At 52.4% G+C, this 12,402-nt stretch carries 11 protein-coding genes; 8 read left to right on the top strand and 3 right to left on the bottom strand.

The features are described 5' to 3' along the window. Window position 1: 1 nt before the first annotated feature. Window positions 2–1,786, bottom strand: a complete 1,785-nt coding sequence (locus tag DP091_RS09875) for a cache domain-containing sensor histidine kinase (RefSeq protein WP_113058172.1) — start codon at window positions 1,784–1,786, stop codon at window positions 2–4. Window positions 1,787–1,937: 151 nt separating this feature from the next. Between DP091_RS09875 and DP091_RS09880 the strand changes: the two genes are divergently transcribed. From DP091_RS09880 to DP091_RS09895, 4 genes are all read left to right on the top strand, one after another. After that, window positions 1,938–2,819 carry a carbohydrate ABC transporter permease gene (locus DP091_RS09880; RefSeq protein ID WP_071222084.1) on the top strand — a complete coding sequence of 294 codons (882 nt, stop codon included), beginning with the start codon at window positions 1,938–1,940 and terminating at the stop codon, window positions 2,817–2,819. Continuing rightward, the gene (locus DP091_RS09885) at window positions 2,819–3,655 is read left to right on the top strand and encodes a carbohydrate ABC transporter permease (protein WP_113058173.1); all 837 of its coding nucleotides are present in this window, start codon (window positions 2,819–2,821) and stop codon (window positions 3,653–3,655) included. The genes DP091_RS09880 and DP091_RS09885 overlap by 1 nt, the downstream gene beginning before the upstream one ends. A 143-nt stretch (window positions 3,656–3,798) precedes the next feature. After that, window positions 3,799–5,088: an ABC transporter substrate-binding protein gene (locus tag DP091_RS09890; RefSeq protein WP_071222082.1), complete on the top strand. Its 1,290-nt coding sequence runs from the start codon at window positions 3,799–3,801 to the stop codon at window positions 5,086–5,088. 459 nt (window positions 5,089–5,547) lie between these two features. Beyond that, window positions 5,548–8,649, top strand: a complete 3,102-nt coding sequence (locus DP091_RS09895; protein WP_113058174.1) for a DEAD/DEAH box helicase — start codon at window positions 5,548–5,550, stop codon at window positions 8,647–8,649. A 173-nt stretch (window positions 8,650–8,822) separates the two neighbouring features. Here DP091_RS09895 and DP091_RS31810 read toward each other — a convergent pair whose 3' ends face one another. After that, on the bottom strand, window positions 8,823–9,110 hold the full coding sequence (locus tag DP091_RS31810; protein ID WP_258394465.1) for a hypothetical protein: 288 nt from the start codon (window positions 9,108–9,110) through the stop codon (window positions 8,823–8,825). A gap of 13 nt (window positions 9,111–9,123) precedes the next feature. Between DP091_RS31810 and DP091_RS31815 the strand changes: the two genes are divergently transcribed. From DP091_RS31815 to DP091_RS09905, 3 genes are all read left to right on the top strand, one after another. Next, window positions 9,124–9,276, top strand: coding sequence for a hypothetical protein (locus tag DP091_RS31815; RefSeq protein ID WP_258394466.1), 153 nt, complete (start codon window positions 9,124–9,126; stop codon window positions 9,274–9,276). Then, window positions 9,251–9,448 (top strand): hypothetical protein, encoded by a 198-nt coding sequence (locus tag DP091_RS31820; RefSeq protein WP_258394467.1) that lies wholly within the window; start codon window positions 9,251–9,253, stop codon window positions 9,446–9,448. The genes DP091_RS31815 and DP091_RS31820 overlap by 26 nt, the downstream gene beginning before the upstream one ends. 188 nt (window positions 9,449–9,636) lie before the next feature. Continuing rightward, window positions 9,637–10,515, top strand: coding sequence for a M15 family metallopeptidase (locus DP091_RS09905; protein ID WP_113058176.1), 879 nt, complete (start codon window positions 9,637–9,639; stop codon window positions 10,513–10,515). A gap of 311 nt (window positions 10,516–10,826) precedes the next feature. Here the strand turns inward: DP091_RS09905 and DP091_RS09910 are convergent, their stop codons facing one another. Further along, complete coding sequence (locus DP091_RS09910) at window positions 10,827–11,141, bottom strand: hypothetical protein (RefSeq protein ID WP_258394468.1); 315 nt, start codon at window positions 11,139–11,141, stop codon at window positions 10,827–10,829. Window positions 11,142–11,516: 375 nt separating this feature from the next. On the opposite strand from DP091_RS09910, the gene DP091_RS09920 reads away from it, so the two are divergent. After that, window positions 11,517–12,341, top strand: coding sequence for a zinc ribbon domain-containing protein (locus DP091_RS09920; RefSeq protein WP_113058178.1), 825 nt, complete (start codon window positions 11,517–11,519; stop codon window positions 12,339–12,341). Window positions 12,342–12,402: the final 61 nt, after the last annotated feature.

Genomic DNA, 12,402 nt, shown 5'->3' on the forward strand with positions numbered 1-12,402 from the left:
TCTATTGTTCACTCTCCCATGCGTTGATATCGAGCGTAATCTTGACGCCGTGTGGTGCTACATTCTCTATCGTTAATCCGGCTTTGTTGTCGGAGTATAAGTTCAATCGCATCAATACATTTAAGAGCCCAATCGATTCATTGCCGGCATCGTTCCGGTCAGGGTGGCCGTAAGCGGTCGCAAGCTTGCCGCGAATCAAAGCGAGCTCGGTCTCTTCGATGGATGACCCGTTATTTTCAACGACGACGATCAGGCGGCGGTCTTCGGAGATGACGGAAGATATGGATATATGGCCGACGCCGGCATGCGTATTCATGCCATGCTTAAAATAATTCTCAACAATCGGCTGCAGGATCATCTTGGGAACCGGAGTTGTAAGGCTCTCGGGATCCAAATCCCATGTGATGTCCAGCTGGTCACGGAACCGCTGCTTCTGCAGTTCAAGGTACAGCCGAACATGGTTGATCTCATCCTGCAGGGTCACTTTGCCCTCGCTGTTGCGCATATTGTAGCGCATCATATTCGCCAGGGATGAGAGCAGGGAATAGATTCGCGGCACATTATGCTGAAGGGCTAAGGTACCGATCGACTGGAGCGAATTGTACAGGAAATGCGGATCAATCTGCGCCTGGAGTGCCTTCAGCTGATTGGTCTTATTGGCGATTTCCAGCCGGTACTCACGCAGGATCAGGTTATTGATGGTGTCCATCATCGTACGGAATCGGCGGGAGAGAATCCCAATCTCGTCCGGGCTTGTAACATCAATATCCACGTCAAGCCGCCCGGTTTTCACCTGATTCATATAGCTTGTGAGTTGTTTAATGGGTCTTGTAATCCGAATGGATATCCATAGTGTGCCGAATATGACAATAAACAGTGCTAATATCGCAATAATCGCATTAATGCTCGTTAGTTCTGTCGAATGCTTGTACAGCGTTTGATGCGGAATTTGTTTGACAAGCGTCCAGGGCGCATAAGGCAAATCGAGCTTCTCATAAACGATCATCGCGTCTTTGCCATCGTAGTAACCGTTTTCCGCTTGAGCGATTTCGCCCATGAGCACAGGGTCGTCCAGACGTTGCCCTCGCTGCTGCGGATCCGGACCGTAGATGATGTTTCCCTTGTCATCAATCAAGTATAGCTGTTCTTCCCCTTTGGCATACAGCTGATCGCAAATGGCCAAAATACTGTCAAGTTTCACGTCGATCGCCATAAGGGCATATTGGTCGGGTGACGGTACGTTGGTGATGGAGCGATAGAAGGTGAACACTTCGAAATTGAGAATGTCCGCAGGCCGCGGTGGGAACCCGTAACTGTGCACCTGATGGACGGGCTCGATGGCCGTGCTGCCCGGGCCGAACTCTTCTATTTTACGATAAGGGGCCTGCCGGAATTCCCTGCGGGGCAGATTGCTGGATATCTGGGTGGACTGTCCCGTCAAATGATTGTGCAGATAAATTTGATGCACGTCCTGCGTGCCCGTTTGAATGGCCTGCAAGGTCGTATACAGCTCGGCCACCACCCGGTGATTATCGGGATCCAGGGCAAGATTGCGCAGAAAATGGGGATCGGAATATACGGACAGGGAGGCGCGGTCGATGACGCGCAAATAGTTCATCAGATTGGTGGCTCCTTGGTAAATCAGCCGTATGTTTTCATCCACCGTCTGCTCCTTCACGGACTCGCGGGTATGCGTAAACGTAATGTATAGCGACAGCAGAAGCGGAATGGTTGTGACGGCGAGCATGAATGTGATCAGCCGTGTCTGGATGCTGCGGTATTTCATGTAGGATCACCCCTGAGTTTATGGAATGGGCATCGCGTATGGTCAATATTTTACACCTAACGGTTCATGATTCTCCGTGTTTATTGTTTACAGGTTACCGCATAATGGCTGTACATCATACAACAACTTAACGAAAAGGGGAGATCAAGGGATGAATCGAAAAAAATCTTCGGCGCTGCTGCAGCAGTTTCTTTTCGTGGGACCCTCCACTATTTTTTTCATCCTGATCATGATCATTCCGTTCCTTCTGGGTCTTTATTATTCCTTCACGAACTGGAATGGTGTGTCAAGCAAAATCGACTTTGTCGGCTTTGATAATTTTGTTACCATCTTTACCAATGATGATAAATTCCGTGATGCCTTCTGGTTCACAACCCGGTTTACGGTGCTTGGCGTCATCCTTACGAATCTGCTCGGATTTTTACTGGCATACTTTTTGACCAAGCCGCTTAAAACACGGAACGTGCTCCGGACGATTTTCTTCATGCCTAACGTCATCGGCGGCCTGCTGCTCGGTTTTATCTGGCAGTTTATTTTTGTCAAAGGATTTGCAGCGATCGGTAATGCCACCAACCTCGGATTCTTCAATCTGCCGTGGCTCGGTACGAAGGGAACTGCCTTTTGGGCAATTGTAATCGTTTTCGTATGGCAGACGGCCGGTTACCTGATGGTCATTTACATCTCCTCGCTCAACAACGTGCCGAAGGATATCCTGGAGGCAGCCGAAATCGACGGCGCGAGCAGAGGGCAGGTGCTGCGGTCTATCATTATACCGCTCGTTATGCCAGCGGTTACGGTATGTTTGTTCCTGGCAATTTCCTGGTCATTCAAAATGTTCGACTTGAACCTATCCTTAACTAAAGGCGGACCGTTCGGCTCCACGGAGTCGGTGGCCATGAATATTTACAACGAGGCTTATACGAATAACCGTCTCGGGCTTGGAACGGCGAAGGCGGTCATCTTCTTCATCGTGGTTGCCATCATAACAAGTCTGCAAGTTCGATTCACGAAGAGCAAGGAGGTTGAGGCGTAATGGAGACCACGAGAAAATACCGGCTGAACACCATGGCCACCGAAATCATCATGATTATCGTAGCCTTGCTCTTCCTGGTCCCGTTCTACTTCCTGTTCGTGAACTCTGTCAAAACCTTCGGCGATCTGTTGACGGACTCGGCAGGACTTCCGACCACCCTTGAATGGAGCAATTATTCACGGGCGTGGGATATCACCAACTTCCCGAAGGCGTTCTGGAACTCGCTGGTCGTTACGGTAGCCAGCAATCTGCTGCTGGCGATGCTAAGTGCGATGACCGCGTATCAGATGGTTCGTCGGAATACGCGCTTTAACCAGATCATGTTTGCACTGTTTGTGGCGGCGATGGTCATTCCGTTTCAATCGATCATGATTCCGCTCGTGAAAGTGACGGCAACGCTGGGCATTAACAACAGCTTGTACGGGCTCATTATCTGTTACCTGGGCTTCGGCGTTCCGTTAAGCGTATTTCTGTTCCATGGCTTCGTGAAATCGATCCCGCTGGAGATCGAAGAAGCCGCAACCGTGGATGGATCCAGCGGATACGGCGTATTCTTCCGGGTGGTATTCCCGCTGATGAAGCCGATGTTCGTTACGGTCATCATCCTGAACACCCTATGGATATGGAATGACTACCTGCTGCCATCCCTGATCCTGCAGTCCGCGGAGCTTCGGACCATTCCGATTGCTACCTTCGCCTTTTTTGGGCAATATACCAAGCAGTGGGATTTGGCTCTGCCGGCGCTGGTGCTGGGGATCATGCCGGTCATTATTTTCTTCCTGGCCATGCAGAAATACATCATTGAGGGCATTACGCAAGGAGCGGTGAAGGGATAGCCGTCAATCGGTCAATTCCTTCCCCCTCACAGATCAATATAATCCCTGATTTAACGAAAAAAGGTTGATTATACTGGAAAAGTAAACGCTATCAACAAATGCAGTACACGATCCTTATAGAAGAAAAAAAGGGAGGATTCACAATGAAGAAATACGGTAAGCTGCTCCTGGTCATGGTTCTGGCTTTCTCTACGCTGCTTGCAGCCTGCGGCGGCAAGAATGAGGACAATCAAGGCGCTGATGGTGGTGCCGAAGGCGGAACGAAAACGATTAAGATTTTTCAATTTAAAGTCGAAATCGCCGAGGCTCTGAATAAACTGAAAGCCGAATACGAAAAAGAGCATCCCGGCATTAAGCTGGACATTCAAACGGTTGGCGGCGGCTCGGATTATGGCGCGGCGCTGAAAGCGAAGTTCGCTTCCGGCGACGAACCAGACATTTTCAACGTTGGCGGATATCGCGATCTTGAAACGTGGTTCGAGAATGTTGAGGATCTCTCGGACCAGCCATGGGTGAAGGATGTTGTTGACGTTGCCAAAGAGCCTATGACCAAAGACGGTAAACTGTACGGGCAACCGATGACGATCGAGGGTTATGGATTTATTTACAATAAAGATTTGTTTGAAAAAGCGGGAATCACGGAGCTTCCTAAGACGCTCACAGAGCTTGAGGAAGCAGCCAAAAAACTGCAGGCAGCCGGTATTACGCCATTCGTGAACGGATACCAAGAGACCTGGATTTTGGCCAACCACTTGCTGAACATTCCGTTCGCCCATCAGGAAGATCCGAATGCATTCGTCAAAGGAATGAATGAAGGCACGGAGAAGCTGGTTGGCAACGCGAAATTCGACGAATGGATGAGACTGTTCGACCTCACCGTCCAATACGGCCAGAAGAACCCGCTGACGACGGATTACAACACGGAAATCACGACCTTTGCCAGCGGTGAAGCGGCCATGACCCAGAACGGGAACTGGACGCAAGTACAGATCGACGGCATCAATCCGGATCTGAACATCGGCCTTCTGCCGATGCCGATCAATGACAATGCCGAAGAGAATGACAAGCTTCCGATCGGCGTGCCAAACAACTGGGTCGTGAACAACAAATCGCAGGTGAAGGATGAAGCGAAGGAATTCCTGAACTGGCTCGTCACTTCGGAGACCGGTAAACGTTACATTACGGAAGAGTTCAAGTTCATCCCGGCACTAACCAGCATCGAAGCAAACAGCGAGACGCTTGGCGATCTGGGGAACGATGTCATGAAATACAGCAAAGAGAACAAAGCGCTCAGCTGGGAGTTCAACAAATTCCCTGACGGTGGCATGAATGAATTCGGCAGCCAGATGCAAGGTTATGTGGCAGGCAATGTGGACAAGAACCAATTGTTCGAAGGCATTCAGAAATCATGGGAAAGCTTGAAAGCGAAGTAATCACGAGGGTAACGGTTATAGCAGCGCTATGCCATCGAAATGATCCGTTGACGTAAATAGGGCTGTCCCCAAAGGATGTCGACTCACCCAATCGGTTTATGCATGATAAAAGGTCGAAAACAGACTCATTTAGAGCGCTGTTCTTCGACCTTTTTTTGTTTCTTGGTGATCAAACGCCAACAAAACATACGGTCAATCGGCATTAGGGTCGCATAAAAGCAAAAAAATTGGGGTTTTCCTGCTCGCGGTAACCGGAGATTGCATAAGAATACGGATATTTTATTAACCTATATAAGAGAATTCTGCAGTACATAGATCACTACGAAATAGTAAATACATGGTATGATAAAGGTTGACGTTATTTTGGCGTGAGAACGATTTCGCATCGTTTTGAAATGTTGAAGCTATCGTATAAGATAGTAATAATATCTATAAAGCAGGAAAAGACGGGAGACAACGATGAATCAACCGCTCTATGGCGTATGGTTAGGTGACGTATTCTTTTGTTTTTCCGGTGAGGTTTCGGAACCGAGAGTGGATGCTTGGAGCCGCGTGGTCCGAACCTTTCGCAGACCGGATGGAACCCGTCCCTTCGCTAACGCTTCCCTCCGGCTTGCCGAGCTCCGATATCCGGCCAAAGTTCTCGGATCGAAAAGCGCACGGCGACCGGAACGGAAGACACTTGGCGGACGGACGATGGAAGGGCTTGCTCTGACACCGGGAGACGCATTTCAATTGCTGATCTCGCTGGATTCTGAGTATTACGAGACTCAGGGCCTCAGCGTTGGTGAAGAAATGGAATATTGGGTACAAGCGAGCAGATTCGCATTGGAGCTGCTCCTGCAAGGGAAGTTTGCGCCAGGGACGGCCGAGGTGCCTTCCGTAGGCAGGCGCCGGACAACGATGCAAACTATAAAGGCGGTATGGAAGCCGCAGCTGTCTGCCGAGGATGGCGCGCGCTTTCTGCAGCTGGCAGCGAATATCCCGCCCATTGCGATTGGACCGCCGGCAGCTCTTGCCGGATTCGACCCATCCACCCGTGAGGAAGCAGGGGCTATTGTGCTGTATTCTTTTCTGTGCGGCGTGATCGACAGCCAAGTCCGGGCGGCCGTCCGCGAATCGGAGGATAAGCTGCGGACCTATTTGGCGAACTACCGGCGGGGACAATCTCCGCTGAGCGAGCTGTGGTGGAACAGCCTGCTGACCGTCAGCCGGGACATCCCCATTCAAGGGACGGCTGAGGAAGTGAGCGAGCTGGAGGAAGCCGTTGAACGTGTTGGAGGAACGGCGTTTCCGTATGACGGCGGGGAGGATCAGCCTCCCGAGAACGGGACCGTTGGACTTGGGCTGCGGCTTGAGCCGCCTCTGGATGAGAGCCGGAAGGACTGGAAGGTGTCTTTCTGGGCACGCAGTCAGGAGGATGAAGGCTTATCGATGCCCGTCCGCAGCATTTGGGGAAATCCCGAATCCGATCAGCTGATCCGTGGACGGATGTATTCAAGGGTTCAGCTGCAGCTGTTAATGAAGCTGGGAGAAGCGGCAGAACTGGCACCGGAGCTGGCTGCTGGCTTGTACGGGCGTGCTCCCGAGAGTGTGTCGCTGTCGCTTGACCGCTTGTCCACATTTATGAAGGAATCGGTTCCGAAATTAACGGCAAGCGGAGTCACGGTTCAAATGCCTTCACGGTGGAGCAGGGAAGGACGCCGCCGCGTCGGCTTATCTCTCAAAATGATGCCGGATGCAAGACCATCCGGCGAAGCGCATCCTCTGCCGGTGCTAGGCATGGAGCATCTGGTCAGCTTTCAAATCTCCGCAGCGATGGGAGGCCAATCCCTGACGCGCGATGAATTGAAGTTTCTGGCCGAACAGAATCTGCCCTATGTCCAGTTCCGCGGGGAATGGGTTGAGGTGGATCTGAAGGAGATCAACCAAGTGCTGCGGTTCATGAAGCGTCATGAGAAGGGCGAGATGGAGCTTGCGGAATGGATGCATCTTAGCGCGGATATGGATGGAGAACGCATGTGGAAAGGTCTCTTTATCGAGGAAGTGGAGACAACCGGTCTGCTATCCTCCTTACTCGATGGCGAAACGGCCCGGAAGCTGCCGTCTCGCCCGATTCCTTCCTCGCTTCACGGCGAACTGAGACCGTATCAGGAACGGGGGTACCAGTGGCTTAGCGTAATGCGCGATTTGGGATTTGGCGTTTGCCTTGCCGACGATATGGGACTTGGAAAAACGGTACAGGTTATTACCTGTCTGCTGGAGCGTCTTAATACGGAATCGGCTGGCGGTCCGGTGCTGATTGTTTGTCCGACTTCGCTTCTGGGTAACTGGCAGCGGGAATTTCAGCGATTTGCACCGGATCTGACCTTGCATGTGCACCATGGCGTACGGCGTCTGCGCGGAGAAGAATTCCTGCAGGAAGCAGCCAATCATGATATCGTGCTGACCACTTATCATTTGGCGGGAAGAGACGGCGGTGATTTATCCGCTATCCAGTGGTCGAGTGTGGTGCTTGACGAAGCACAATATATAAAGAATTACCGTACGAAGCAGGCGCAGAGCGTCATGAAATTATCCGCGCCTCACCGTATTGCCATGACCGGAACACCGGTCGAGAACCGTTTGGCCGAGCTGTGGTCGATCTTTCATTTTCTTAATCCGGGATATCTCGGCTCCTTTAACACCTTCCGTCAGCGATATGCTCCGGGAGAGGGGCAGCAGGAGAGATTCCGTGAGCTTCATAAGCTCGTATCTCCATTCATGCTGCGCAGACTCAAGAGCGATCCGGATATCCGCAAGGATCTGCCGGAGAAGCTGGAATTGAAATCGTATTGCCCGCTGACCGAGGTTCAAGGTGCGATGTACCAGGCGGTTGTCGATGAGATGATGGGACAGATCGAAAGCCGGACGGGCATGGCGCGCAAGGGACTTGTGCTCTCATCCCTCACCAAGCTGAAGCAGATATGCGATCATCCGCAGCTGCTTCGACGCGACGAAGGACGTGCGGTGCGTGCGGAGTCCTCGGGCAAAATGGAGCGAATGCTTGAAATTCTCGACAGCATCGCGGATGTTGGAGAATCCGCACTGATTTTTACCCAGTATGTGGGCATGGGTGAATTGTTGGTAAGCATGCTTGGGCGTAAATACGGGAAGGAGCCGTACTTTCTTCATGGCGGGGTGCCCAAACGGGAGCGGGATGAGATGGTACGGGCGTTCCAGGCAGGCGAGGGGACCGAGTTTTTTGTTCTGTCGTTAAAAGCCGGGGGCGTAGGTCTGAATTTGACCCGTGCGAACCATGTGCTCCACTATGACCGCTGGTGGAACCCGGCGGTTGAGAACCAGGCGACGGACCGTGTATTCCGGATCGGCCAGCATCGCAACGTTCAGGTGCACAAGCTGATTTCTCAGGGAACACTGGAGGAACGGATTGACGAGCTGATCGAACAGAAGAAGACGTTGTCCGAGCAGGTGGTCGGGTCGGGCGAAACCTGGCTGACGGAAATGTCGGACGGCGAGCTTCGCCAGTTGATCGAGCTGCAAGAGCAGGATTGGATGTGACCGGATTGCAAAACGCTCGTGAAGCAGCGTAAATAAGGCAACAAAAATGGACGCCAAGGAGGTGTGGTTTATGGAATCTGCGGATTCGGCCGAACAGACCGGGTTGGTGTTTGAACCCGGATGGTTAAAAGGGAAGGTGGATGGAGCGCCCGAATCTTCGGGGACCTATGAGGTCAGCGTTCAGGTAAAGACGCTAAGTCCTGCTGCCCGCGAGGCCGTGTTGGCTTATCTGGAGGAAGACCCGCAGGCGCTGTACCGCCTGCTTGCAGGGCAGGACGCCCCTTGGCTGGCCGAGCTGGCGCCGTCCCCCCTGCAGGGCGAAGAGGCTGCCGCCTGCACCTGCGGCCAAGCGGCCTGCGGGCACGCCGCAGCCTTGCTGGCTGCCGCAGCCCCGCGGCTTGCGGCTGAGCCGCTCCAGCAGCTGACGCTGCTGGGGCTGCCGCGGGAAGCGCTGCTGGCAAGCGTCTTCGGCGCGTGGGCCAAAGCAGCTCCGCCGCAGGCAGGCGGCTCTGCCGCAGAGCAGGCCGCCCGAGCGAAGGAGAAGGGGCCGTCCGGCCCTTCTCCGGGCGAATGGGTGGCCGAAGCGGCGGCCGAGGGCCGATTGCACCGGCCCGGCCCGCAGCTTAGCGAGCTGGCGGTCCAGCTGTCACCGCCGCCTCCGGCAGATCAGCTGGGCCCAGCCGGCGACTGGACAAGCTTACTGCCAGGCGTTCGCGGCGCGTCCAAAGCGCTCAGCGTGATTGCCCGCGGCGCGGCCAAGCAAGCCGAGCAGAAGCGCCGCGGCTTGAAGTCGCCATAAAGGTTGCCATTCCATCACAGAAATGTAATGAATTTGATAGATACGGCGCCATAAATCGGGGCAATCTGCCGGATATCTGACGTAAACGGAGATTATCCGGGATGTTTCGACAGCCGCTCGTTTGTTCAGCTCATTCTGAATAAGGTACAATGGGTGCAGGACAAACCGTGGGAAAGGAAGAGCCATAGATGAATGCATTTTCGGGAAAACGAACACGATTTACAAGCGCAATGCTGTCATCCTTGTTGTTAGCAGGAGCCATTCTGGCAGGCTGTCAATCGGATGATGCCGGTTCCGGGAAGGAACAGGGTCAGGAATTGCAGTCGCCGGCTGAGGGCCAGGAAGGAAATACGCTTCCTGAGGGCGGCGCGGGCAATGAAGAGACTGGCGCTGAGAATCAGCCGGCGGATCCGGTCATGGCGAAGCGGAGCGAAAATGCGCTTCAGGCCACGATCCAGGAAAGCGGCGGCAAGCAGGTTGTAACCAACGCAGAGGCGATCACGGTGGTTGTGAATAAGCAGCGCAGCTTGCCGGATGGATATGAACCAAGTGACCTTGTGGAGCCGGATGTTCCATTTTCTTTTGATGAGCCGCACGAAAAACGGCATCTGAGAAAAGAAGCGGCAGACGCGCTCGAGGAATTGTTCGCTGCGGCCCAAGCAGACGGCATCGAGCTCCGGGCCGTATCGGGATATCGTTCTTATTCCCGTCAAAAAACGATATACGAGAACAATGTTCGTACCAAAGGGGAAGCCGAAGCTAATCGTGTAAGCGCGGTGCCGGGTACGAGCGAGCATCAGACAGGCCTTACGATAGACGTGTCCAGCCCTAGCGCAGGCAATGCGCTGGAGGAAGCGTTCGGTCATACGGAGGAAGGGCAGTGGCTGGCGCAACGCGCGCCGGAATTCGGCTTTATCATTCGTTATCCGGAAGGGGCCGAGGATATTACCGGCTATGTATACGAGCCGTGGCATATCCGTTATGTAGGCAAGGATCTGGCGCCGGATATTGCCGATAGCGGATTGACGCTGGAGGAATACTTCGATGAGGCCAACATCAAACTGTAAGCTGTGCTAATAGTCGTAGGATAAACGGGACTTTTTATCCTTGTACCGCGGCTTGCGAATCTATAAAGTAGAACAGGACCTGCGCAAGACCGGGCGATGTTCTTGTTATACGAATGAATCCCGTATTTTAAGAGATAAGAAAGCATAAACTTCAGAGGCTTACCATCCTGATCTCGCAAGAAAAACGTCCGCTAAAATGCGGCCTGTCTTTTGAGAGGGTGCGGCGATATGCGTTTTTCTAATGAACGGACTGTCTCTTTACTTATTTAATGGTGAGTCCTCGTAACCGGGATCATCGTAGCCGGTGTCGGTCAGCTTGCCGAGATGTTCATGTCCTCAATGGTTTTGCGGGTGCGTTCATCCCCATGTTCATGAAGAAAGTGGTAGAGGTTGATCGTTCGTTCATCGTATTGCTCGGCGGCATCGTCATGATCTGCCGACTTGTAAGGGACGAATGTGCGTTTAAACGCATACCGATCGCTGCTGCTGACTTCATAGAGCAGCCCCCTCAGCTTGGAGACCTCATCATCATCCATATATACGACATATTCGTTCGCATCGTTCGGTACATCCTGGATCAGGTTGTGATTGACTGAAACATAATACGTCTTTTTATCGTTTGTCATATTAAATCCCTCCAGACTTAGGCAGCTAAGGGCTGCACGGAATAGGATGCGGCTGCAGCCGACAGTATCCGGCATTGTATTGTCCAATTTTCTAATCATATACACGTTCGGGGCCGGGATGAATCAGCATGCAGTTGGAAGGGGCTTCCTTTTTCACATGGGGCAAGGAATTTGGTATGATAGAATCACCATGGCGGCAGTATACTGGACGATAAGGAGCATGGAACATCATATCGAGTAGTATGCAAACGGTAAAAAAATGGCATGGCCGGTTTATGGCTAGTTAAAAATCGTTAATAACCTTAATGAAGTGATATGACAATGTGCCGGCGGCCCGCCGGTGAATCGGGATATGAGAAAGAGGAGGATTCATAAATGAATATTTTACAAAAGCTTAAGGATGGAGCCAATCGTGCAACGGAAAAGGCGCAGCACGTAGTGGAAGTAAATAAACTCAACAGCCAAATTTCCGAAATCGAACAGCAGAAGAACTCTTATTACTTGCAGATGGGTAAAGTGTTTTATGAGGGCTACCGTCAGCAGGACATGACGATGGCAGAAAAAGAAATGGTTGAGCTTGCCCAAACCTGCGATGGATTGCAAGAGCAAATTGAAGCGATTCGGAACCGCATTGCGGTCCTCAAGAATGAGCGGGTCTGTGAATGCGGGCGGGTGGTCGCGCTGGATGCGAATTTCTGTCCGTACTGCGGAAACAAGCTTGCTAATTTGATTCACCCTGAGAAGTCGGCATCGGATGAACCTAGGGAGCCTGAACGTAAGATCGTGTTTGATAAACATGAATATGCAGCGGCTGAAGAACAACAACAGGAACAGGATGAATTGGCTGCCTACGATTACCGTTCGAATCCGGATCCATACGAGCCGGACGGGTATGAGCCGGAGCCGGAACGGCTGCACGAGGAAACGGATCTCTCTGAACCTGAGGTTGATCCGGAACAGCTGCGTATCGAGCAGGAAGAGCAGGAGAAGGAGCGCCGTCACTGGGAAGAACTCGAGCGGGAGCGGGAGCGGCAGCTGGAACTGGACCGCCGCATTCGTTTTTGGCAGGAGAATAACCAAAGTCAGGACTATGTTGGTGATGATGAGGCGGCGCGCGATATGGTGAAGTGTCAGATTTGCAGTGTCGACCTGCCAAAAGGCTCGAAATGGTGTCCGCGCTGTGGAGCTGAACAGATTTAAGATATAGGGATTCGGACGATCATGCCCTTGCGCGAGTGTTAATAAGATAGTGTGAATGATA

The sequence above is a fragment of the Paenibacillus sp. MDMC362 genome (assembly GCF_003269305.1).
Classification (GTDB): Bacteria; Bacillota; Bacilli; order Paenibacillales; family Paenibacillaceae; genus Paenibacillus_AQ.

What these genes read in the sequence shown, in the direction of transcription:
- DP091_RS09875 (WP_113058172.1), bottom strand. Translation starts at nt 1,786, where the DNA reads ATGAAATACCGCAGCATCCAGACACGGCTGATCACATTCATGCTCGCC.
- DP091_RS09920 (WP_113058178.1), top strand. Translation starts at nt 11,517, where the DNA reads ATGAATATTTTACAAAAGCTTAAGGATGGAGCCAATCGTGCAACGGAA.
- DP091_RS09890 (WP_071222082.1), top strand. Translation starts at nt 3,799, where the DNA reads ATGAAGAAATACGGTAAGCTGCTCCTGGTCATGGTTCTGGCTTTCTCT.
- DP091_RS09885 (WP_113058173.1), top strand. Translation starts at nt 2,819, where the DNA reads ATGGAGACCACGAGAAAATACCGGCTGAACACCATGGCCACCGAAATC.
- DP091_RS09880 (WP_071222084.1), top strand. Translation starts at nt 1,938, where the DNA reads ATGAATCGAAAAAAATCTTCGGCGCTGCTGCAGCAGTTTCTTTTCGTG.
- DP091_RS09895 (WP_113058174.1), top strand. Translation starts at nt 5,548, where the DNA reads ATGAATCAACCGCTCTATGGCGTATGGTTAGGTGACGTATTCTTTTGT.
- DP091_RS09910 (WP_258394468.1), bottom strand. Translation starts at nt 11,141, where the DNA reads ATGACAAACGATAAAAAGACGTATTATGTTTCAGTCAATCACAACCTG.
- DP091_RS09905 (WP_113058176.1), top strand. Translation starts at nt 9,637, where the DNA reads ATGAATGCATTTTCGGGAAAACGAACACGATTTACAAGCGCAATGCTG.